General features: G+C 57.1%; 17 protein-coding genes and 1 tRNA gene. 12 read left to right on the top strand and 6 right to left on the bottom strand.

Translation table 11 applies throughout. The features are described 5' to 3' along the window. Positions 1–10 precede the first annotated feature (10 nt). Positions 11–736 (top strand): DNA polymerase III subunit epsilon, encoded by a 726-nt coding sequence (gene dnaQ / locus FE795_RS13990; RefSeq protein WP_003805518.1) that lies wholly within the window; start codon positions 11–13, stop codon positions 734–736. A gap of 92 nt (positions 737–828) precedes the next feature. Beyond that, positions 829–903: transfer RNA gene (locus FE795_RS13985), tRNA-Val, on the top strand. Positions 904–1,150: 247 nt separating this feature from the next. Here the strand turns inward: FE795_RS13985 and FE795_RS13980 are convergent. Continuing rightward, complete coding sequence (locus tag FE795_RS13980; protein ID WP_003805516.1) at positions 1,151–2,464, bottom strand: short-chain fatty acid transporter; 1,314 nt, start codon at positions 2,462–2,464, stop codon at positions 1,151–1,153. Positions 2,465–2,972: 508 nt separating this feature from the next. Continuing rightward, positions 2,973–3,533, bottom strand: coding sequence for a MarR family winged helix-turn-helix transcriptional regulator (locus tag FE795_RS13975; protein WP_003805514.1), 561 nt, complete (start codon positions 3,531–3,533; stop codon positions 2,973–2,975). A 291-nt stretch (positions 3,534–3,824) separates the two neighbouring features. On the opposite strand from FE795_RS13975, the gene FE795_RS13970 reads away from it, so the two are divergent. The 4 genes from FE795_RS13970 to FE795_RS13955 all read left to right on the top strand — a co-directional run bounded on the left by FE795_RS13970 (position 3,825) and on the right by FE795_RS13955 (position 7,367). Beyond that, positions 3,825–4,796, top strand: coding sequence for an amidohydrolase family protein (locus FE795_RS13970; protein WP_059318290.1), 972 nt, complete (start codon positions 3,825–3,827; stop codon positions 4,794–4,796). 2 nt (positions 4,797–4,798) lie between these two features. Then, positions 4,799–5,623 carry an alpha/beta fold hydrolase gene (locus tag FE795_RS13965; RefSeq protein ID WP_131070885.1) on the top strand — a complete coding sequence of 275 codons (825 nt, stop codon included), beginning with the start codon at positions 4,799–4,801 and terminating at the stop codon, positions 5,621–5,623. A gap of 81 nt (positions 5,624–5,704) precedes the next feature. Then, positions 5,705–6,757 carry a M29 family metallopeptidase gene (locus FE795_RS13960; RefSeq protein ID WP_131070867.1) on the top strand — a complete coding sequence of 351 codons (1,053 nt, stop codon included), beginning with the start codon at positions 5,705–5,707 and terminating at the stop codon, positions 6,755–6,757. 7 nt (positions 6,758–6,764) lie between these two features. Further along, positions 6,765–7,367 (top strand): N-carbamoylsarcosine amidohydrolase, encoded by a 603-nt coding sequence (locus FE795_RS13955; RefSeq protein ID WP_407927750.1) that lies wholly within the window; start codon positions 6,765–6,767, stop codon positions 7,365–7,367. Positions 7,368–8,881: 1,514 nt separating this feature from the next. Here the strand turns inward: FE795_RS13955 and FE795_RS13950 are convergent. From FE795_RS13950 to FE795_RS13935, 4 genes are all read right to left on the bottom strand, one after another. Beyond that, positions 8,882–9,400 carry an aromatic-ring-hydroxylating dioxygenase subunit beta gene (locus FE795_RS13950; protein ID WP_003802207.1) on the bottom strand — a complete coding sequence of 173 codons (519 nt, stop codon included), beginning with the start codon at positions 9,398–9,400 and terminating at the stop codon, positions 8,882–8,884. Positions 9,401–9,413: 13 nt separating this feature from the next. Continuing rightward, on the bottom strand, positions 9,414–10,703 hold the full coding sequence (locus FE795_RS13945) for an aromatic ring-hydroxylating dioxygenase subunit alpha (RefSeq protein WP_003802208.1): 1,290 nt from the start codon (positions 10,701–10,703) through the stop codon (positions 9,414–9,416). A 66-nt stretch (positions 10,704–10,769) separates the two neighbouring features. Then, the gene (locus tag FE795_RS13940) at positions 10,770–12,047 is read right to left on the bottom strand and encodes an NAD(P)/FAD-dependent oxidoreductase (RefSeq protein ID WP_131070884.1); all 1,278 of its coding nucleotides are present in this window, start codon (positions 12,045–12,047) and stop codon (positions 10,770–10,772) included. 31 nt (positions 12,048–12,078) lie between these two features. Next, positions 12,079–12,393 carry a non-heme iron oxygenase ferredoxin subunit gene (locus tag FE795_RS13935; RefSeq protein ID WP_003802212.1) on the bottom strand — a complete coding sequence of 105 codons (315 nt, stop codon included), beginning with the start codon at positions 12,391–12,393 and terminating at the stop codon, positions 12,079–12,081. 380 nt (positions 12,394–12,773) lie between these two features. Here FE795_RS13935 and FE795_RS13930 point away from each other — a divergent pair, with 380 nt between their 5' ends. The 6 genes from FE795_RS13930 (at position 12,774) to FE795_RS13905 (ending at position 20,809) form a co-directional block, all read left to right on the top strand. Next, complete coding sequence (locus FE795_RS13930; protein WP_003802214.1) at positions 12,774–13,871, top strand: TRAP transporter substrate-binding protein; 1,098 nt, start codon at positions 12,774–12,776, stop codon at positions 13,869–13,871. A gap of 24 nt (positions 13,872–13,895) precedes the next feature. Next, on the top strand, positions 13,896–16,298 hold the full coding sequence (locus tag FE795_RS13925; RefSeq protein ID WP_059318865.1) for a xanthine dehydrogenase family protein molybdopterin-binding subunit: 2,403 nt from the start codon (positions 13,896–13,898) through the stop codon (positions 16,296–16,298). Then, entirely contained in the window at positions 16,295–17,131 is an 837-nt protein-coding gene (locus FE795_RS13920) for an FAD binding domain-containing protein (protein WP_059318866.1), read from the top strand. The genes FE795_RS13925 and FE795_RS13920 overlap by 4 nt, the downstream gene beginning before the upstream one ends. Before the next feature lie 3 nt (positions 17,132–17,134). Beyond that, a complete protein-coding gene (locus FE795_RS13915) occupies positions 17,135–18,313 on the top strand; it encodes a xanthine dehydrogenase family Fe-S subunit (protein WP_131070883.1) in 1,179 nt (392 codons plus the stop codon). 205 nt (positions 18,314–18,518) lie between these two features. After that, entirely contained in the window at positions 18,519–19,127 is a 609-nt protein-coding gene (locus FE795_RS13910; RefSeq protein ID WP_039943468.1) for a TRAP transporter small permease subunit, read from the top strand. An 11-nt stretch (positions 19,128–19,138) separates the two neighbouring features. Continuing rightward, complete coding sequence (locus FE795_RS13905; protein WP_039943474.1) at positions 19,139–20,809, top strand: TRAP transporter large permease; 1,671 nt, start codon at positions 19,139–19,141, stop codon at positions 20,807–20,809. Positions 20,810–20,823 lie beyond the last annotated feature (14 nt).

The following is a 20,823-nucleotide window of genomic DNA, read 5'->3' as shown; positions in this document are numbered from 1 at the left end:
GGAAAAGTGAATGCGTCAAATTATTCTGGATACTGAAACCACCGGTCTGGAGCCGCGTGAAGGACACCGTATCGTTGAAGTGGGTGGGGTGGAGCTGTTCAACCGCAAATTGACTGGCCGCCATTTGCACCTGTATCTGAACCCGGATCGGGACTCCGATCCCGAAGCGCTGGCCATTCATGGTTTGACCACCGAGTTTTTGGCCGGGCATCCACGTTTCAAGGATGTGGTCGACCAAGTGCTGGATTTTGTGCAGGATGCAGAGGTCATTATTCATAATGCCTCGTTCGACACGCGCTTTCTGGATGCCGAACTGGAACGAGTCGGTAAAGGGCCTTTCTCGGAGTATTGCGCCAGCATCACCGACTCCTTGCTGGTGGCCCGGGAAATGCACCCCGGCAAGCGTAACTCCCTGGATGCCTTGTGCGAGCGCTACGGTATTTCCAACTCTCACCGCACCTTGCACGGCGCTTTGCTGGACTCGGAATTGCTGGCCGATGTCTGGCTGGCCATGACGCGGGGTCAGGATGCCTTGTTGATGGACTTTGACGAGTCCGATGGGCAAGGAGGACAGGGCAGCGATTTGAGCCTGGGCAAGTTTGATCCCAGCGTGTTGAAAGTGCTGCGCGCTTCGCCAGCCGATCAGGCCGAGCATGAAAAATACATGGACCTGCTGGAAAAGCAGAACAAAAAGCCACCCATGTGGCGCGAGATGCTCCAGCCAGTTACCGAATAATTATTCAGGAAAAATAGCAGGCCAAACCTTGTTAATCAGGCAAGGCCATGCTATAGTCTTTTTCTTCGCAGTTTGCAGCTCTTGCAAGCTACGGGCGGTTAACTCAGTGGTAGAGTGCCACCTTCACACGGTGGAAGTCACAAGTTCGAACCTTGTACCGCCCACCATCTTCGCTTTTCTTTATTTCCCCCCCTTTGCTATCGAACATTGCCCTTATTGCGGCGGCGTGCCTGCGTCCTTGTCCGGCCTGTGTCCGCTGAGGTGAGCTGAGTTCAGGTCGTCGGTTGCCGACAGCCGATGGTTGAGGTGAGCAGTGCTGGCCCGTGCTTGAAAACAAAAACGCCCAGTGACGCATCACTGGGCGTTTTTTGTTCAGTCAGGCCTTGATGTTAGATCAAGGCAGACTGCTTGGCGTTACAGCCAGGTCAGACCGATCGAGATCACGATGCCCGAGACAATCAGTTGAATCAGGCAAAAGCCCATGATGTCTTTGGCTTTCAGGCCCGCAATTGCCAGCACTGGCAGAGCCCAGAAGGGTTGCAGCATGTTAGTCCAGGAATCGCCCCAGGCAACGGCCATGGCAGTACGCGCCATATCGGCGTCCAAGGCCTGGGTGGCAGCAATTACAACCGGGCTTTGTACCGCCCACTGTCCACCGCCCGAAGGTACAAAAATATTGACCAGACCGGCGCTCATGAAGGTCCAGAAGGGCAGGGTGGTGGCGGTTGCAAAGGACACCATCCATTCGGACAAGCTGGCCGCCAGACCGGAATCAATCATGATTGCCATGATGCCGGCGTAAAAGGGGAACTGGATCACAATACCGGCACCGCCGCGAATGGCCTCGTCCAGACTTTTGAGTAGACGTCGAGGGGTACCGTGCAGCAGGATGGCCAGAATCAGAAAGGTGAAATTGATCACGTTCAGGTTCAGAGTGGCCCCACGCAGCACGTAGTAATCAAACAGGTACGCCAGGCCCGCCACACCAATCACGATTGAGATCAGGCGACTGTTTTCCAGTCGATCTGCGGGACGGTCCGTGGTTTGTTTGACATCATCGGGCGCATCTTCCAGCAGGCTTGGGTCTACATAAATGCTTTCCTTGTCGCTGGGCAGCATCAGGCGATTGACGAGCGGGACCAGAATGAACAAGGCGATCACGATCGCCAGGTTGAAGAAGGCAAAGATAGTGTCTGATGTACTGATAATGCCAATTTTGTCTTCGGAGAAATGTCCCGAGGTGGCAATGGTCAGCGGTACGGAACCGGCCAGGCCGCCGTGCCAGACCAGAAAACCCGAGTACGCACTGGCAACCAGCAGACGGTAATCAACGCGAACCTGACGCGCCAGCTCCTTGGCAAACAAGGCGCCGACGACCAGGCCGAAACCCCAGTTGATCCAGCTGGCGGCCAGCGAAACCAGGGTGACCAGAATAATGGCCGAGCCGGCAGAGCGGGCCAGAGAGGCGAGTCCCCGCAACCAGCTTTTCACCAAGGGTGTGCTGGCCAGCATGTGTCCGGTCAGCAAAACCAGCAGCATTTGCATGGCAAAGGTCAACAGTCCCCAAAAACCGTTGCCCCAGTACTGGATGATCTCCATCGGAGAGCGTTGCTCGAAAGCCATGGCGGCAATGCCGGCAATCAAGGTGAGCAGGATGACGAAAATATACGGATCGGGAAGATAGCGTTCAACCAGGCGGACCGAACCGCGCGTCATGGCTTTAAACATAGAGTGTGCTCCTGTGGACTTGCGCCAGTATTTGCGCGGGTCCAGATGTTTTGAGAGTGTATGGATGCCTGTTGGTCGGGCATCTTGCTGACAGCATTCCGATAAGAATGCTCAGTACGGCCGTATTGTTGGCGAGATGTCGCTCATTGTGAAGACGGGAAAACCTGCACCCTCATGTTCTGGACCCTTGTTCTCTTGCGTTATGTGCTTTACTATATAACGGTGTTTTCGAAAGAACCGTCACTCATCGCTCGATGATGGGTTCTGTTTACGGGCCCCTGGGGCCCGTTTTTTTTGCCATGAAATGTGTGGTGTTGCCATTGGGCTTTCTCTCGGGCGCAACCCATAGAGAAATGGGATGAGACAAGCGCCCAGACTTCTTGCTGCCGCAGGCTTTTTTGTTGTGCATGAGATCGTGGCGGCAGTTGGAGCCAGTCTCCGACTGCCAGCGCACACGGTTGAATTACCGGTTTGATATGCGCGAGGGGCCTGGGGCCCCCCGAACTTCTCACATGTTCTTCAGCGCAGCACGACCATACTGATTGTTGTGCTCCACCACGCGCGTCAGCATGGTCATAAACGTCTGACGCTGTTTGGCGGTCAGTGGGTCCAGCAGCCGCTCTTGTGCCCGGTTCATGCCGCTACTGATTTCCTTCATGGCCGCCAGACCGGCTTCGGTGATGTACGTTTGGCGGGAACGGCGGTCCTCGGGGTTGATGCGTCGCCCCAGCAAGCCTTTTTCTTCCAGCCTGCGGATGACATCGGCGGAGGTAGTGCGATCCAGGCCTAGCTCGTAACCAATCGTGGTCTGATCCAGCCAGGGGGAGCCCATCAACACCGACAGGACTCCGTGCTGGACAGGCGTGAGGTCGCTTTTGCACTCCTCGTAGAACATGGCGTAGTGAATCTGGTTAAGACGGCGAACCAGAAAACCGGGCCGGGACCACAGTTTGCGTCGATACAGCTCGGCATTTTCTTCTTCCACTGGACCCAGGATTTCGGCCTCGTCGGCTTCCAGTCGTTCTTCTTGCTTTAGCTCGGCGTGATTCTTCATGGATAAGTCAGTCATCGATTGAGTGGCCTTCAGCCTGTTGCCCAGAAAGGCAGCACACTGAAAGCGGGACGACCTGCAAAGGGTACGGCTGCAAGGTCGGCGTCTACAAGGAAAGCAGGGCTACGCTAAGGTGAACAAAAGCCCTGATTTCTGATTTGTAGTCATTTCTACAGGCGCTGTCCACGCCCCAAAGTATATGTGATTTCCCGACTTGCTGAAAACAATAATAATCAGCATACTGATAGATATTGTTGGGGGGTCAAACGATTGACCTTATGTAAATCAATAATTTAGGGAATATTTACGGTGAAACGTATTAAAAAAATAGCACTGGAGGAGCACTTCAACGCCGTGGGCTTTGAGGATTATTCCAAGGCCTTTGTCAAACATATCGACAGTGCCGACGCGCGCGAATTGATGGCCCGTTTGCAGGACTTTGACGCGCAGCGTCTGGAAGTGATGGACCGCGCTGGCATCGAGTATGTCGTGCTGTCCCAGACCGGTCCTGGCGTGCAGGTGGAAAAAGACGTGTCAGTGGCAATCGCGCGCGCTCGTCAGAATAATGATTTCCTGGCACAGCAAATTGCACACCACCCCGATCGTCTGGGTGGTTTTGCCACTTTGCCCATGCAGGACCCGGCAGCCGCCGCGCAGGAGTTGACGCGTGCCGTGCAGGATTTGGGTCTGAAAGGGGCCCTGGTCAACGGTCACACCCATGGCGTGTATTACGACAGCCGCGAATATGACGCGTTTTGGGAAACCGTGCAGAAGCTGGATGTGCCCTTCTACCTGCATCCCTTTGATGCCTATGAAATGCCACACGCTTATTCCGGCCACCCGGAGCTGATGGGCGCAACCTGGGGGTGGGGGGTAGAGACCGGTACCCACGCATTGCGCATGTTGTTCGGTGGTGTGTTTGACCGCTGCCCGGAAGTGAAGCTGGTGCTGGGTCATATGGGCGAAGGCCTGCCATTTCAGCGCTGGCGCTACGACAGCCGTTTTGCGGTCTACCCACACGGTGTCACCCTGAAGCGCAAGCCGTCCGAGTACATCGGCAGCAATATTCTGATCACCACTTCTGGTGTCTGTTCCGCCCCGACCCTGATGGGCGCGATTGGTGAAATGGGCGCCGAGGCCGTGTTGTTCTCCGTGGACTACCCATATGAATCCACCGAGCTGGCTGCCGATTTCATCGAGTCAGCGCCGATGGATGACAAGACCCGCGAGCTGGTGTGTTACGGCAACGCGGCTCGTCTGTTCAAGCTGGACCGGAGCTAAGGATGAGCACATTTTTGTATGGCGGCCATGTTCACGCCAATGGCATTCGTCAGCACTATTTGCGCTACGGTGGGTGGGCCGACGGTCGCGATCAGCGTCCTGCGGTCATCATTGTTCCCGGCATTACCAGCCCGGCGGTGACCTGGGGTTTTGTGGGCGAGCAGTTCGGCCAGCACTTTGACACCTATATTCAGGACGTGCGTGGCCGCGGTTTGAGCGAAGCGGCCGAAGGCATGGACTACAGCCTGGATGCGCAGGCCGATGACCTGATTGCCTTGGCCCAGGCCCTGGGCCTGAAGGACTACATCGTGGTCGGTCACTCCATGGGTGCCCGCATTGGTTTGCGTGCCGCGCACAAGAACAGCGAAGGTTTGAACCGTCTGGTGATGGTGGACCCGCCCGTCTCCGGCCCTGGTCGTCGGGCCTACCCGGCCAAGCTGCCCTGGTACGTGGATTCCATGGCCATGGCCCGCAAAGGGTGTACCGCAGAAGACATGCGTGCCTTTTGCCCGACCTGGACGGAAGAACAATTGCAATTGCGTGCCCAGTGGCTGCACACCTGCCACGAGCCGGCGATTCTGGCCAGCTTTGAAGGTTTCCACACCGACGATATCCACGTGGACTTCCCGCACTTGACGGTGCCCGCCTTGTTGATGACGGCCGAGCGTGGCGATGTGGTGCGCGATGAGGATGTAGCCGAGATTGAGCAGTTGGCCCCGGGCGTTCAGCACGTTCGTGTGCCCAATGCCGGCCACATGATCCCTTGGGATAACGAAGCAGGCTTTTACGAAGCCTTTGGTGACTTCCTGGGCCAGCGCCTGGTGTGATGTTGAAAGGGCCGCATGGGCGGCCCGTTGTGATGCAGAGGTTCCGCCTCAGTGCCGGAGCCTCTCACAAGGAGAGACAAGATGGCAGTTAGTGATTATCAACTCATCGAGGCCTGGCAAGAAGTGCTGCGCCTGTCCAAGCTGGAGGCGGGTCAAACGGTGACTTTGCTGACCAGCTCGACCACGCACCCGCAGACCCTGCAGTGCGCGCAGATTGCCGCCCAGTCCATGGGAGCGATTGTCAATCGCCTGGACTTGTTGCCGGTCAACGCGGAAAAAGCCTTGAGCCGTGACTCGCTGGCGTACTTGGGTACCACGCCCTTGACGGGTAATGAGGCGGCGATCGCCGCCTTGAAGGCCAGTGATCTGGTGCTGGACCTGATGACCCTGTTGTTCTCGCCCGAGCAGATCGACATTCTGAAGTCGGGTACCAAGATTTTGCTGGCCGTGGAGCCACCTGAAATTCTGGTTCGCACGGTGCCCACCGAAGCCGATCGTGCGCGCGTGACCGCGGCAGCGGCCTTGATCAAGGCCGCCAAGGAGATGAGCATTACCTCTCCTGCCGGTACCAATCTGCGCTGCCCGCTCGGTGAGTTCCCGGCGATTCGTGAGTACGGTTTTGTGGACGAGCCGGGTCGGTGGGATCACTGGCCCAGCGGCTTTGTGCTGACCTGGCCCAATGAGCGGGGTACCAACGGCACCATCGTGATCGACAAGGGCGACATCCTGTTGCCACAGAAGAAGTACTCGACCGAACAGATCATTCTGACCGTGGAAAACGGCTACGCCACCAAGATTGAAGGGGGAGTCGAAGCCGAGCTGCTGGACGAGTATATGAAGTCCTTCAACGATCCCGAAGGTTACGCGATCTCCCACATTGGCTGGGGTCTGCAACCGCGTTGTCACTGGTCTACGCTGGGCCTGTACTCGCGTGAGAACACCATTGGTATGGATGCCCGTGCGTTCGAGGGCAACTTCCTGTTCTCTCTGGGCCCAAACAACGAGGCGGGCGGCAATCGCACGACAGCCTGCCACATTGATATTCCTTTGCGCCATTGCACGGTCAGCCTGGATGGCCGGGCGGTGGTGCGTGATGGCAACGTACTGGATGGAGGTGTTGGTGAGTACGAATGAAGGAGCGGTGTACGCTCAACAAGGGTTTGGATCGACGCTGGAGCCTCAAGCTCCCTACGGCTTGTTGATTATTGATCTGGTGAATGGTTTTGCTGACCCGGCGGTGTTTGGTGGCGGCAATATTCCTGAGGCGATCGCGAACACACAGAAGTTGCTGGCAACGGCGCGTGAGCAGGGCTGGCCGGTGGCGCACACACGTATCGTGTATGCCGACGATGGCGCTGATCACAATATATTCAGCATCAAAGTCCCCGGCATGCTGGGTCTGACCGAAGATGCGCACAACAGCCACATCGTGCCGGAGCTGGCTCCTGCACCGGGTGAATTTATTGTTCGCAAGAACGTGCCGTCGGCGTTTTTTGGTACGCCCCTGGCGGCGTGGCTGACCCAGCGTGGCGTGCAAACACTGCTGGTGGCGGGCGCGGTGACCAGTGGTTGCGTGCGCTCCAGCGTGGTGGATGCAATGCAACTGGGTTTCCGCCCCCTGGTGGTGTCGGACTGCGTGGGTGATCGGGCAATTGGCCCGCATGAGGCCAACCTGTTCGATATGCGTCAGAAGTACGCCACGGTGGCGACGCGTGAAGAGGCCATGAAATTGATAGGTCTTTAAAGCGATTCAAGCTCTTGAATGTTTGAGAAGAACAAGATGGTTCATCATGGCCTGGATGGGCGTCCGTGCTTGATGGACATGAGTCGTCGTTAACAAGTCTGTCTCGATAGTCTTGTGATTGAGTATCGATGGTCTGCCGCTTGGGGGCGGGCCATCGGACCTGTGCCCCTGGGAGCCGTATGGCTCTCGGGGGCTTTTTATTTCTGGTCGCCTTATGGGTTTGCAGGGCTTGCTGTCACCGGACTTGAGTAAGGGGATGGTATATCGACAGATTGTCTGTCGGGAGGGCTGTCTTGTGAATCTTTTTAAGAAGGGTGTGGTGGAGCTTTGGGAGCACTAGAGGAGTTCTTCTGGACGTTGCTGTTTGGGCTTTGTGTCAGAGAGGGGGAGCTTTCTTGTGGGGCCCGTGTTCGGCTTGTCTTGGCGGGTCCCTTGCCCACGCTGCGCGTGGGTGCCCTTGTCAGAGTCCCGGGGCGGGCGGGTCGTGAACTCGGAGCGCGGTTTGTCCCCCGGACAAACCGCAAGCGTGCTCCTCAAACAGCACGACCCTTGCATCCCACCCCGGTACTCTGCCCGCGGCAAGGGCCCTGACTCGCCCGCCAAGCCGAACACGGGCCCCACAAGAAAACAAGCAACATTGTTTAAAGCCTAAACGACACTGGCAGAGGGGAGTGGAGGGTAGGGACTCAGATTGGATGGGTGGAGAACGGAAGGGGAGATGGGGTTTGCTTTGGCAAAGGCCAAAGGCTTGCAGCTTGTCAGTTTAAATTGCGGGGCTTTTGATGGTTTCTTTGTGTTTGGAGGGAATGTAAAACTCATCGTGACAGTGGAGTGTTTGGGGGAGAGGTGATCGTTGCGTGTGGGAGAGAGCTAATGTTCTTTATGCTCATCTGCTTACTGCCTATGGCTTATTACGCGAAGCAGATCGCTAGGCGCTTAGGAAACGCAGAAGAGCAAGGTAAAGGGCCCTATTTGTTCAAAGAGCCTGTAAGAGATGGGTAGATAAAAAGCCATCGTGAGCCGTTCAGTCGGTCTGCTGGGGTGTCATGGCGGATCAGAGTACTTGCCGCGGGCAGGAGATAGCGTAGGGGTGCAAGCATCCTGCTGTTTGAGCGGGGCGTTTGTGGTCCGTCCGGGGGCGGATCACCCCGCGAGTTCAGGATGCGCCCGTAGCTATCTCCTGACAAGGGCACCGGTGCGCAGCACCGGCAAGTGCTCAGCCCGGATACCCCAGCAGACCGACTGAATGGCGTTTTCACAGAGACCTTTTATTCCCGACCCTGACTAAGCTGAATGTCCCCAGGTCTGATAGTCCTCCCAAGCCTGCGCTACCCGTCGTAAAGACTCATATCTCTGACACTGCGCCAGCCATAAGCCCTGTGCCCAGTAAATAAGCAAAAAAAAGCACCCCTCAACAAAGAAGAGTGCTTAAAAGAATCAGAAAACCCTCTGACTCAAGTGGCTCGGAAACAGCACACAAAAAACGGTTTTAAAAATACAGGCAGACACCAGGTCTAGACGGGGAACACCAGATCGTTCGCCAGAATGGACGTATCAAAAATCACCTGACGCTCCTTGAGCATCAAACGACCGTCCACACGTGTGAACGTATCGAAGTAATTGCCCACCAGATGCACGGTAGAAGGCCCTTCCACCAGCGTTTGCATCAGCATGAAATTGGCCTCGGCTTCCAGATCGCCATTGTCAGCCTCGCTGATGACTCGTACATCGGTGACCAGATGCAGCATGTAGCGCGGGGCGTACATCTGCGTGCGAGCAATCGCCACGGCACGATCGTGCATCATGTCGCGACCTTCTGCATAAACCAGACCCACGGGCAGATTCAGATCTGCGTTCTCGCGTGAGGTCACCCGGTACAAGGCATCCTGCACAAAAAACATTGGCCAGTCTTCGACATTGCCCCGATCCAAGGTGGCACAGTACTCGGCATTGAACAGCTCGATTTCCGCCTTCAGGGTCACAGCACGCTCAAGAGGCACCTGGGCAGGTTTGAAAGAAAAATCCATTTTCATAAGTCAGCTCGTCTTACAGATCCATCACTTGGCGGTAGTACTGGTACATGGAGCGAATGGCCGCTTCCGAGATCAGCGTATTGGACGTGCCCAGCTTGCTCTCATCCAGCTTGATGATGTTCACCTCGCTACTGGAACGACGTACGCCTTCTTGCACAAATTTCATGGCCTCGTTGTCTTCCAGGCCCAGGAAACCGGCCGGTCCCATCAGGTTGCCCTGACGTAGACGATGTCGCGTCATCTCCTCAGTGTCGTCCTCATAGCCGAACATGGTCCATTGCATGATCAGGCTGTTGGGGCCATTGGGGACAATCTGACGCACGCCCAAGGTGTTCATTTCACGCTGAACAATCAGGTTGGGCCAGATGGTCTGCATGGTTACTGACCAAGGCGAATCAAACTCTTTGATGTAGTCCAGGAAACGTTCGTCGCGCAGACGCATATCGTCCACAAAGGAACGCATTTCCTTCTTGTTGTCCTCGCTGACCTCGGCGTACTTGTCCTCGGACTTGGCCGAAGCCATATAGCCATGACGGCCATGCACAGGGTCCACATACATCTGCGATTTGTTGCCCGCTACGAGCAGGCCAAAGACCACCAGGAACGAATGCAGCAAGGTCGCGTGGTAGGGGTCCTTCAGATTCTCGTGGTACATCTTCCAGTTGCAAGGCAGCTCGTTGCGGTAGTAACCCAGAATCTTGAGTTTCTTGCCGGGAAACACGGCCTCAAAGTCCTTCAGAATCTCAGGGGTCAGGTACTCCGTAATCGGCTCGACCTTATCGCTGTAGGACGCAAAAATCACGCCATTGTGCGTTGTCACATGCAGCTTTTTCAGGCCATGCTCGGAATTTTTGAAACTGCGCGGCATGCCGCCTTCTTTATTAGCGCCGCGCTTGAAGGGAATGCCTTGCAGGTCGCCCTTCAGGCTGTAGGACCACTGGTGGTAGGGACACACAAACTCATTAGTGTTGCCCTGGTTGTGGCGACAGAACTCAGCGCCACGGTGTGCACAGCGATTTTCGAAAACGTTGATGCTGCCATCTTCGGCACGAGCGACCACCACGGGTGTGGCGCCCACATACGAGCGCTTGTAGTCACCCGAATCGGGAATTTCGGCCTCCAGGGCCACGAAATTCCAGGTGTCACCGTGGAAAATCCGCTCCATCTCGCGGTTGTAGATGTCATTGCTGGTGTAGACCCAATCGGGAATCGTGTTGAGTACATCCTCGGGCCAGGTGCATTGCTCGACAGGGCGGTCTTTGGACCCGACCGTCTGGCCTATCACCGTTTGCGTCTGATACATGGGGTTCTCCTCTGATAACTCTTTAATGAATCGTGATGACAAGGCGGCGCAGGCCGCTTCTGTTTTTTAGACGTGGGCTGTACGCAGCGCTTCTTTCACGTACTGGCGCAGCTTGGTCGATGGGTCCAGCACGATAGCTGGATCGACGGGCAAGTTCTGCTCCATGATGCTGCGCAAGGCGCGCAAGTCCGCTCCGGCATTGACGGCGATTGCATGTCGCAAATAGGGGCCTTCGAAAGCCAATAGCATGAAGCTGATGGCATCGGCCTGGCTGTCCATGACGCCGCGTACCTGATAGTCCAGATCCGGACTGCCCTGACCGAGCATCTGAATGTTGCAACCGAGCACATCTGTCCAGAACCAGCTCACGGGCGCGGCAGGCGCTGGCTGTGCGGCAATCACATGGGCCACCTGACGGGCTTGCTCGTTGGCGTTCTGCCAGGATTCCGTGCGAGTGCGCACCGCCGTCTCGGGGCAAATCTGTGTGGTGCAATCGCCTGCGGCATAAATGCCCGCCACACTGGTGCGGCCCTGACGATCCACAATAATCCCGGCGGTCATCTCGTCTACGGCAATGCCGCTGGCTCGGGCCAAGGCGGAGTTGGCGGTCAGGCCAGCGGCGACCAGCGCTACATCACCCTGTAAACGCTGACCATCCTTAAGCTCCAGTTCAACCGGATGTTCCTTGTCCGTTGCAAAATGAGCCTGGCTTACCCCCTGGCCCAAACACACCGTGATACCTTGCGATTCAAAGCGCTCCAGCAACCAATGCGATAGCAGGGCAGGGGCGTTGCGGGCCAGCAAGCGCTCATTTGCCTCAACCACGGTGACCTGTGCACCGGTTTCATGGGCGGTCGAGGCCAGCTCCAGACCCATGAAGCCTCCGCCAATCACCAGCACACGCACGCCTGGATGCAAACGGGCCTGCACACGCAAGGCATCATCCAGCGTGCGCAGGTACAAGGCGTTAGCCTGGGTCGCAGGCAGCAGCGCCAGTTCGCGGGCCGCGCCGCCCGTGGCGAGCACGGCGTGTTCAAAACTCCAGGTTTGACCATTGCTCAGGTGGGCTTGGCGGGACGCACAATCGAGAGAGTGCACCGAGGTGCCCAGTACAAGCTCAATATTCTGTTCTTGATAGAACTCGGCCTTTTGCAGGAAAACGCTTTCGGTGGACGCGCTGGCTTTGAGCACGTCTTTGGACAGTGGCGGGCGCTCGTAGGGAAGGTGAGTCTCCTCCCCTACCACGGTAATGCTGCCGCTATAGCCCAGGCCGCGCAGTTCGCGTGCCAGTACCGACGCCGCTTGGCCTGCGCCGATGATCAGTACGGAGGTGTAGTGTGCCATGATGTTGCTGGTTTCGTCCGCTGGAAAAAACTCAGGCCTGACTGAGGTCGGCCAAAATATCATTGCCTTCAATGCGTAACGGATAGACCTTGATATCCACCGTGGCCGGCGCGTTCATGGCCTTGCCCGTGCGCAAACAGAACTTGGCCTGATGCAGGGGGCATTCCACACAGCCATCTTCCAGATAGCCGTCAGAGAGCAGGGCATATTGGTGGGTACAGACGTTGTCGGTCAGGTAGAACTCGTCGTCCAGTTTATGCAGGGCCAATTTCTTGCCTTGCCAGTCGATAGCCAGGGACTCTTCGTTGTCGATGGCGTCGGTTTCGGAAATTTTTATCCAGTTCAAAGTCGTCTCCAGATTATGCATTCAATTTAGTCAGTATACTGTATAAATTGAAAAATAAAATATCGTTTTTATAAGGGATTGCGCTAGTTGAGGCTTAAGCTATTGATGCGTCTTTCCTTTATCCCATCAAGGACATGCGTCAGTAGTTTCCCTGCTTGACCAAAAATTAATTAATCAGCACACTTACTATTATCGAAGCGGTAAGTGTGAATTTCACAGGGCAGTTACACCGCTTGGAACGTCCGTCTGGCCCCTCGGGGGGACGGTTTGGCAAGGTTTGGACCGCTGCTGTCCGGGCATCAGGCCAGACTGGCGGGCACAACCCAGACCCCTGTCGAGCAAGGGGTGTAAATACATTAAAAAATACAAAGAGGTGAGTGATGGAGCGTCGTAGTTTTCTGTTGAAATCGGCAACGGTCGCCGGTGCGGGTCTGGCAGCGGTAGCTGCCCCTGCAATTGCACAAAACAGTCCCACCGTGCGCTGGCGCATGTCCACCGGCTGGCCCAAAAGCCTGGACACCATTTATGGCTCGGCCGAGGCACTGTGCAAACGTGTCAGCGAACTGACCGAGGGCAAATTCGAGATTCGCGCTTTTCCCGGTGGTGAACTGGTGCCTTACGCGCAGAATATGGATGCCATCAGCAATGGTACCGTCGAATGCAATCACGTGCTCAGTACCGCTTTTGTGGGCAAGAACACCGCCGTGACGTTTGACACTGGCCTGTCGTTTGGCATGAATGCCCGTCAGCACAATTCCTGGATCCACTACGGTGGCGGCCTGAAATTGCTGCGTGACATGTACAGCCAATACAACATCGTGAACTTTGTAGCCGGTAACGTGGGCGTGCAGATGGGGGGCTGGTTCCGCAAGGAAATCAAGGACCTGGAAAGTCTGCAGGGCCTGAAGATGCGCATCGGTGGAATTGGCGGCATGGTCTTGTCCAAACTGGGCGCGGTGCCTCAGCAGATTCCTCCCAGCGATATTTACTCCTCGCTGGAAAAAGGCACGATTGACGCTGCCGAGTGGATTGGGCCTTACGACGACGAAAAGCTGGGCTTGAACAAAGTTGCTCCCTTCTACTATTCCCCCGGTTGGTTTGAAGGCAGTGCGTCCTTGACCTCCATGGTCAATAAAGATGCCTGGGAAGCATTGCCTGCCAATTTCAAGGCTGCTTTCGAGACCGCCTGTAACGAGCAGTCCATGCTGTGCCTGGCCAAATACGATGCCCTGAACCCCGGCGCCCTGCGCAAGCTAGTGGCCGATGGCGCCAAACTGCGCTACTTCCCCAAAGACGTCATGAAGGCTGCCTACGACAAGTCTCAGGAGCTGTGGAAGGAGTTGTCGGATAGCAACGCCGATTTTGCCAAGATTTATCCAAGCTGGAAGACCTTCCAGGAGCAGGAAGCCAGTTGGTTCCGGGTGGCAGAAAGCGCCCTGGACAACTTCACTTTCAGCGAGTTGGGCAAGCGCGGTTAAGCAGTACATTCTTAAGGTAGTGAAATGAGTCAGCACAGTCACCCGTCAAGCCTGGGTGGCCAAGGAGTGGGCGCGCGCGTTCTTCGCAAGGAGGATGCGCGCCATCTCAATGGCCGGGGCAACTTCATCGGCAACATGACCATGCCGGGGCTGCAGGAAGTCGCCTTCTTGCGCAGTCCCATGGCCCATGCCCGAATTCGTCAGATCAATATTGAAGACAGGGCACGTGCGCAGGTGATTACCCGCGCCGATATGCCCGATTGTCAGGATATTTACGCCGCTTCCACCCTGCCCAGTTATCAGTCCTCCCGCATGCCACCGCTGGCCTTGGGCAGCGTGCGCTATGTTGGCGAACCCGTTGCCCTGGCCTTTGGTGAAAGCCGTGCCGTGGCTGAGGACATTCTGGAGCAGATAGAGGCTCTGTACGATGAGTTGCCGGTCTATGGCAGCGTTCAGGCGTCCTTGGCCGCGCAAGGTGAGCTGTTGCATGAAGGCTGGCAGGACAATGTATTTGTGACCTTGCGCTCAGACATTGCTTTTGAAGAGCATGCCGCCCGTGCCGACCGCGTGATCGAGCATTCGGTCAGTCTGTCGCGACAGTGCATGTTGCCGATGGAAGGCAAAGCGGTACTGGCGTACTGGGACTTCCAGGCCGATCAACTGGTGGTGTATTGCGGCAGTCAGATCCCTCACATGCACCGCACCGGTATTGCCCAGTTCCTGGGGATGGATCAGGCGCAGGTGCGTGTGATTTCTCCTGATGTGGGCGGTGCCTTTGGTTATAAGTGCGTGCTGCATCAGGAAGAGCTGTGTGTGGCCTGGCTGGCCAAGACCTTTCGCAAGCCGTTCCGTTTCATGGAAGACCGCCGCGAGCATTTGATTGCGGGGGCCAATACCCGGGAGCACCAGTACCGGCTCAAAGCACACATCAGCGATGAAGGCCGTTTGCTGGCTCTGGATGCCGAAATTGATATTGATGGCGGAGCGTATTCCGTCTGGCCCTTTACGGTGGGTCTGGAGGTTGGTCAAGCCTTGGGCAATCTGCCCGGCCCTTACGATTTTCGGGGGTACCGCTGCCGCACGCGCGGCGTGGGAACCAACAAGCCGGGCTTTATGCCGTATCGCGGCGTTGCCCGCACGGGTGTTTGCCTGGCCATTGAACAGATGATGGATCAGATCGCGCTGGCGGTAGGCAAGACCCCGTGGGAAATCCGCCTGATGAATCTGGTGCAAGGCGAACAAATGCCTTATGTCAACGTGGCCAATAAGCACTACGACTCGGGCAATTACCCGGAAAGCCTGCGCCGCGCCTTGGCGGCCGTCGATGTGGATGGGGTACTGGCGCGTCAGGCCCAGGGCGAACCGGATGGCCGCCTTATTGGTCTGGGGGTGGCGTCCTACACCGAACAGTCCGCGCACGGCACCTCTGTGTTTGCCAGCTGGGGGACAGCAGTCATTCCCGGTTTCGACCAGGCCTTTGTCCGCATGACGCCGGATGGTGGTTTGGAGGTGCGCGTGGGAGTGCATTCGCATGGCCAGGGTATGGAAACCTCTTTTGCTCAAATCGCCAGCGAAATCCTGGGCATTGCCGTAGAACGCATCAAAGTGGTGCATGGGGATACCGGCCGCACGCCGTTTTCCACCGGCACTTACGCCTCGCGCTCGCTGGTGATGTCGGGCGGCGCAGTCTCGAAAGCCTGTAAGGCATTGCTGCCGCGTGTGCGCAAGATTGCCGCCCATATGCTCAATGCCGATGAGGACAGTCTGCAGCATCAGGGCGACACGTTCAGCGCCCAGGGTCGTCAGGTCAGCATCGCTCAAGTGGCTGATGCTTGGTACATCAACCCGCAGTATTTGCCAGAGGATGTGGACCCGCAGGGTCTGGAACTGTCCGTGGGTTACAAGCCCAAGGTCGATACCGGCAGTTTTACCTATGCCAGCAATGCCGTGGTGGTGGCGGTTGATCCGCGCACGGGCGGGGTGGAGGTGCTCAAGTATGTGGTGGTCGAAGACTGTGGCGTGATGATCAACCCCATGATTGTGGAAGGGCAAACGATTGGCGGGATTGCCCAGGGGATCGGCACCGCTTTGTATGAAGAGATGCCTTACGACGAGTTCGGGCAGCCATTGGCATCGACCTTGGCCGACTATGTCATGCCAGGTGCCTGCGAAGTGCCCAATATCCATATCGAACACATGGAAAGCCCCTCGCCCAATACCGAGTTCGGTGCCAAGGGCATGGGAGAGGGTGGGGCGATTGCGCCGCCGGCCGCCATCATGTCCGCCATCAATAATGCATTGCGCTCGACGGGGGCACAGGTCTCGCATACGCCTGTGACACCGCATCGGCTGCTGAGCGCCATTCGCGCCGCCGCCCCGTGCGCCACTCAGCAATACAAACAGCCCGTGTCGGAGGTGCAGGCATGAAGGCCGCCAAGTTTGAATACGAACAGGCCCGCAGCCTGAAACAGATCCAGCAAGCCTATGGCAGCGACCCGTCGGCGCTGCGCCTGATGGGGGGCAGCCAGTCTCTGGGCCCTATGTTGAATCTGCGTTTGGTGCGTCCCGGCCGTGTTCTGGATGTGTCGGCTGTGCCGGAGCTGCGTCAGGTACAGGCTGCACAGGGATGGGTGCGTATTGGTGCCGCCGTCACGCATGCCGAGATTGAGGACGGGGTCCACGAGCTGCTGCGCGGTCACATGATGCAGAAAGTGGCCGGTCGTATCGCGTACCGGGGCGTGCGCAATCGTGGCACCCTGGGCGGCAGTCTCGCGCATGCAGACCCAGCTGCCGATTGGGTGCTGACCTGTACCGCCTTGGGCGCACGCATTAATGTGCGTGGTCCCCACGGTAGCCGCAGCGTGCCCATGAGTGAATTCATGCTGGCCGCCTATACCACGGTGCTGGAGGCCGGTGAGTTCATCGAGTCCGTGGATGTGCCCGAGGTATCAGGTTCGGCTCGCTGGGGCTATTACAAGTTCACCCGTAAAGTGGGCGAGTTTGCCGATGCCAGTTGTGCCTGTTACTTCGATCCGGCCACGCGCATCGCCAAAGTGGTGATGGGGGCAATGGAAGGCGCGCCGCGCTCCGTGCCCGAACTGGCTGTCAAGGTGGCGGCACAAGGAGCGGCCGTTCTGGACGGGGACACGATTGCAGCGGCCTTGCAGCCGTATCTGGCACAACGGGATGAGGCCCATCAGGTGCTGTTCCGTACGGTCGTAGAGCGCAGCCTGAAGCAGGCGCTGGGCGTGAAAGGTTAAGACATGGCAGAAATTTCGATTCAAGTTAACGGTCGCCAGCAAAAGCACGAGGCCGAGCCACGCACCCATCTGGGTGATTTCATACGTGAAAAAAGTCGTTTGACCGGCACCAATCTGAGCTGTGAACACGGTGTGTGCGGCGCATGTACGGTGCTGGTGGATGGCCGTCCAGTGCGCTCCTGCATTACGTTTGCCGGTGCTTGTGATGGACACGAAGTCACCACCGTAGAAGGCTACGACGACGATCCGATCATGAGCCGTCTGCGTACGGCTTTTTCGGAAAAACACGCCTTGCAATGCGGCTTCTGTACGCCTGGCATGCTGGCCACCAGCCGCGACATTGTGCTGCGTTTGCCCGACGCGGACGAAGCCCGTGTGCGTATTGAGCTGTCCGGCAATATTTGCCGCTGCACTGGCTATCAAGGCATTACGGCCGCCATTTTGTCCGTGCTGCAGGCCTTGCGCGATCAGCCCGATGCCCAGGTGGAAGCCTTGCGCGCGGCTGTCGTGCAGAACGTGCCGCAAGACTGGGACCAGAACAGCTTTACGACGTTTGACGCTGTCCAGGAAGAAGCGCAGATGCCCGCTCCGGTGGCTGCGGCTGCGCCCGGTAATGCCGACAAGGGCAAGGGGCAAGCCATTCAAGGTGGTTTTGATGCCCGTTTCCCGGCCGATCAGGTTTGGGCTTTCATGAAGGATCTGCCCAAAGTGGCGGCTTGTCTGCCGGGGGCGATCATCGAGTCTCAGGAAGGGGCCACGGTACAAGGAAAAATCGCGATCAAGTTTGGCCCCATGTCGGCTGCGTTCAAGGGCAATGCCACGCTGGAAGAAGACAACGAGCGTCGTGCCGCCGTGTTGCGGGGCGAAGGGGTGGACTCCTTGAGTCAATCGCGCGCGCGCGGTGACGTCAGCTATCAGGTTCAGCCAGACGGTCAAGAGCGCAGCCGCGTGCACGTGGAGCTGGTGTATTCGTTGCAAGGGCCGCTGGCGCAGTTCTCGCGTTCCGGGCTGGTACAGGATTTCGTGCGTCGCATGATTGCGGAGTTCGGCAAAAACGTGAACCTGCGTCTGGAAAACCCCTTGGCTGAAGGGCATGAGCCAGTGGTGGCCGAGTTCAATCCGGTCAAAATGTTTTTCAGCATTTTGTGGGACCGCTTCAAGGGGCTTTTCCGACGCGCCTAGGCGCTGGACAAGGCAAAACGATTAATAAAACGGGACTGAGGAGATGACAGAGCGCATCGCTTTGGGGGGGCGCGTGCGCCCCCTGACCGGGGCCGCCAGCAGGCGGCGCCAGAGGGATGGCGGATCGCGCCCCGCACAAGCCTGCAGCCCGTTTCCTGTCCAATGAGATTCCAACTAACGTCAACGCAGAAAATCTGGGGGATTGATGCAATTTCTACTCAAACTATCAAGGGCGATTGACAGCCTGAATCAGCTCTGTGGCCGGGTGGTCATGTGGGTGGTTCTGCTGGTTGTCGTGATCAGCTCCTATAACGCTTTCGCACGTAAATTCTTCGATACCAGCTCCAATGCCTGGCTGGAGGTGCAGTGGTATCTGTTTGGTGCCCTTTTTCTGCTGACTGGCGGTTATACCTTCTTGCGCAATGAGCATGTGCGGGTGGACGTGCTGGCTTCGCGCCTGTCCGAGCGCACACAAATTGTGATTGAGGCCGTGTGCGTGGTGTTGTTCATGCTGCCCGCCTGCCTTGCCATTATGGCCTTGTCCTGGCCGGTGTTCATGGACTCTTACCTGAGCCAGGAAGTCTCCTCCAACTCGGGAGGGCTGATCCGTTGGCCTGCCAAACTCATCATTCCCATCGGTTTTGCCCTGATTTCCTTGCAGGGAATCTCGCACCTGATCAAGTGCATCGGCTTCTTGCGCGGGGCCTGCCCCAATCCCAACAAGAAGTTGCTGGAAAAAACGCCTGAGGAATTGCTCGCTGAAGACATTGCACGGCAAGCCCAGGCCAAGTTAGCGCAACAACACAAAGGCTGAAACCGATCATGATGGATTTATTTGTCGCCAATATGGCGCCAGTGATGTTCGTGTCACTGATTATTTTTCTGCTGCTGGGCTTTCCAGTTGCCTTCGCGCTGGCCGCCAACGGCATGGTATTTGGCCTGATTGGTGTGGAGTTGGGCCTGTTTAACTGGTCCTTGTTTCAGGCACTGCCGCTGCGCGTATTCGGCATCATGGCCAACGACACGTTGCTGGCCATTCCCTTTTTCACCTTCATGGGGTTGATTCTGGAGCGTTCGGGCATGGCTGAAGACCTGCTCGATACGATTGGCCAGCTGTTTGGCTCCATGCCCGGTGGCCTGGCTATTGCGGTGGTGTTTGTGGGCGCCATGCTGGCGGCAACCACGGGGGTGGTGTCGGCCTCGGTGATTTCCATGGGCCTGATCTCCTTGCCTATCATGCTGCGCTACGGTTATAGCCGCAGGTTGGCAACGGGAGTGATCGCGGCTTCGGGCACCTTGTCGCAGATCATTCCCCCCTCGTTGGTGCTGATCGTGCTGGCTGACCAGTTGGGACGTTCGGTAGGCGATATGTACCGTGGCGCAATGGTACCCGGCCTGGTGTTGACCGGCTCGTACCTGCTCTACATTCTGATTCTGGCCGTGTTGCGTCCCAAAGACGTGCCCCCGATTCCGGCAGAGCACCGCACTTACTCCCAGGCCAATGGTCGTTCCGGCGCACGCTCTTTGTGTGTGCTGCTGTTGATCGCGCTGGTGGCCGGCTATCTGCTGGACGAGTACTGGGTAGACCCGAACGGGCCAGTCGACGAAAAAGTCATTATCTGCATCCTGTTGGTGGGCGGCGTGGCCTTTGTGCTGGCCCTGATCAACAAGTGGCTCAAGCTGGGCTTGTTGTCGACCCTGGCCGAACGGGTGGTCTTTGTCATGATTCCTCCCCTGGGACTGATTTTCCTGGTTCTGGGCACGATTTTTCTGGGCATTGCCACCCCTACGGAAGGTGGGGCCATGGGAGCGGTCGGTGCGATTCTGATGGCTGTCAGTCGTCGGCGTCTGAGTGTTGATCTGCTCAAGCAAGCCATGGATACCACGGCCAAGCTGTCCTGCTTTGTCATGTTCATTCTGATCGGCTCCACGATCTTCTCGTTGACCTTCCGGGGTGTGGACGGCGACCTGTGGGTGGAGCATCTGCTGATTGATCTGCCCGGCGGTGAGTACGGCTTTCTGGTACTGGTCAGCGTACTGGTGTTTGTGCTGGCCTTTTTCCTGGACTTTTTCGAGCTGGCGTTCATTATCGTGCCTTTGCTGGGGCCGGTTGCCGACAAGATGGGTATTGATCTGATCTGGTTTGGCGTGCTCTTAGCCGTTAATATGCAAACATCCTTTATGCATCCACCATTTGGCTTCTCACTATTTTATTTGCGCTCGGTGGCCCCTAAGGATGATTACATCGACAAAGTGACGAAAAAGAAGATCCCGGGTGTGGCCACAGGCGACATTTACTGGGGCTCCGTACCCTTTATTGGTATCCAGATTGTGATGATTGCCGTGGTGCTTCTGTTTCCGGGCATGGTCACGCACTACAAGGGAACCGGCGCCAAAGTTGATCCGAGTACGGTCACGATTGAAATGCAGGATGAATACGGCTCCGACCTGAATCCCTTTGATGATTCGGGTGGCGGCATGCCGGTATTCAAGTAAACACGGGAAAGACA

The sequence above is a fragment of the Alcaligenes ammonioxydans genome, from assembly GCF_019343455.1.
Lineage (GTDB): Bacteria > Pseudomonadota > Gammaproteobacteria > Burkholderiales > Burkholderiaceae_B > Alcaligenes > Alcaligenes ammonioxydans.
This window is presented reverse-complemented; position numbering and strand designations above follow the sequence as displayed.

Bases quoted from the DNA above. Each gene is read 5' to 3' on its own strand.
- dnaQ (WP_003805518.1), top strand. From the start codon at position 11: ATGCGTCAAATTATTCTGGATACTGAAACCACCGGTCTGGAGCCGCGT.
- FE795_RS13980 (WP_003805516.1), bottom strand. From the start codon at position 2,464: ATGTTTAAAGCCATGACGCGCGGTTCGGTCCGCCTGGTTGAACGCTAT.
- FE795_RS13975 (WP_003805514.1), bottom strand. From the start codon at position 3,533: ATGACTGACTTATCCATGAAGAATCACGCCGAGCTAAAGCAAGAAGAA.
- FE795_RS13965 (WP_131070885.1), top strand. From the start codon at position 4,799: ATGAGCACATTTTTGTATGGCGGCCATGTTCACGCCAATGGCATTCGT.
- FE795_RS13960 (WP_131070867.1), top strand. From the start codon at position 5,705: ATGGCAGTTAGTGATTATCAACTCATCGAGGCCTGGCAAGAAGTGCTG.
- FE795_RS13950 (WP_003802207.1), bottom strand. From the start codon at position 9,400: ATGAAAATGGATTTTTCTTTCAAACCTGCCCAGGTGCCTCTTGAGCGT.
- FE795_RS13945 (WP_003802208.1), bottom strand. From the start codon at position 10,703: ATGTATCAGACGCAAACGGTGATAGGCCAGACGGTCGGGTCCAAAGAC.
- FE795_RS13940 (WP_131070884.1), bottom strand. From the start codon at position 12,047: ATGGCACACTACACCTCCGTACTGATCATCGGCGCAGGCCAAGCGGCG.
- FE795_RS13930 (WP_003802214.1), top strand. From the start codon at position 12,774: ATGGAGCGTCGTAGTTTTCTGTTGAAATCGGCAACGGTCGCCGGTGCG.
- FE795_RS13925 (WP_059318865.1), top strand. From the start codon at position 13,896: ATGAGTCAGCACAGTCACCCGTCAAGCCTGGGTGGCCAAGGAGTGGGC.
- FE795_RS13920 (WP_059318866.1), top strand. From the start codon at position 16,295: ATGAAGGCCGCCAAGTTTGAATACGAACAGGCCCGCAGCCTGAAACAG.
- FE795_RS13915 (WP_131070883.1), top strand. From the start codon at position 17,135: ATGGCAGAAATTTCGATTCAAGTTAACGGTCGCCAGCAAAAGCACGAG.
- FE795_RS13910 (WP_039943468.1), top strand. From the start codon at position 18,519: ATGCAATTTCTACTCAAACTATCAAGGGCGATTGACAGCCTGAATCAG.
- FE795_RS13905 (WP_039943474.1), top strand. From the start codon at position 19,139: ATGGATTTATTTGTCGCCAATATGGCGCCAGTGATGTTCGTGTCACTG.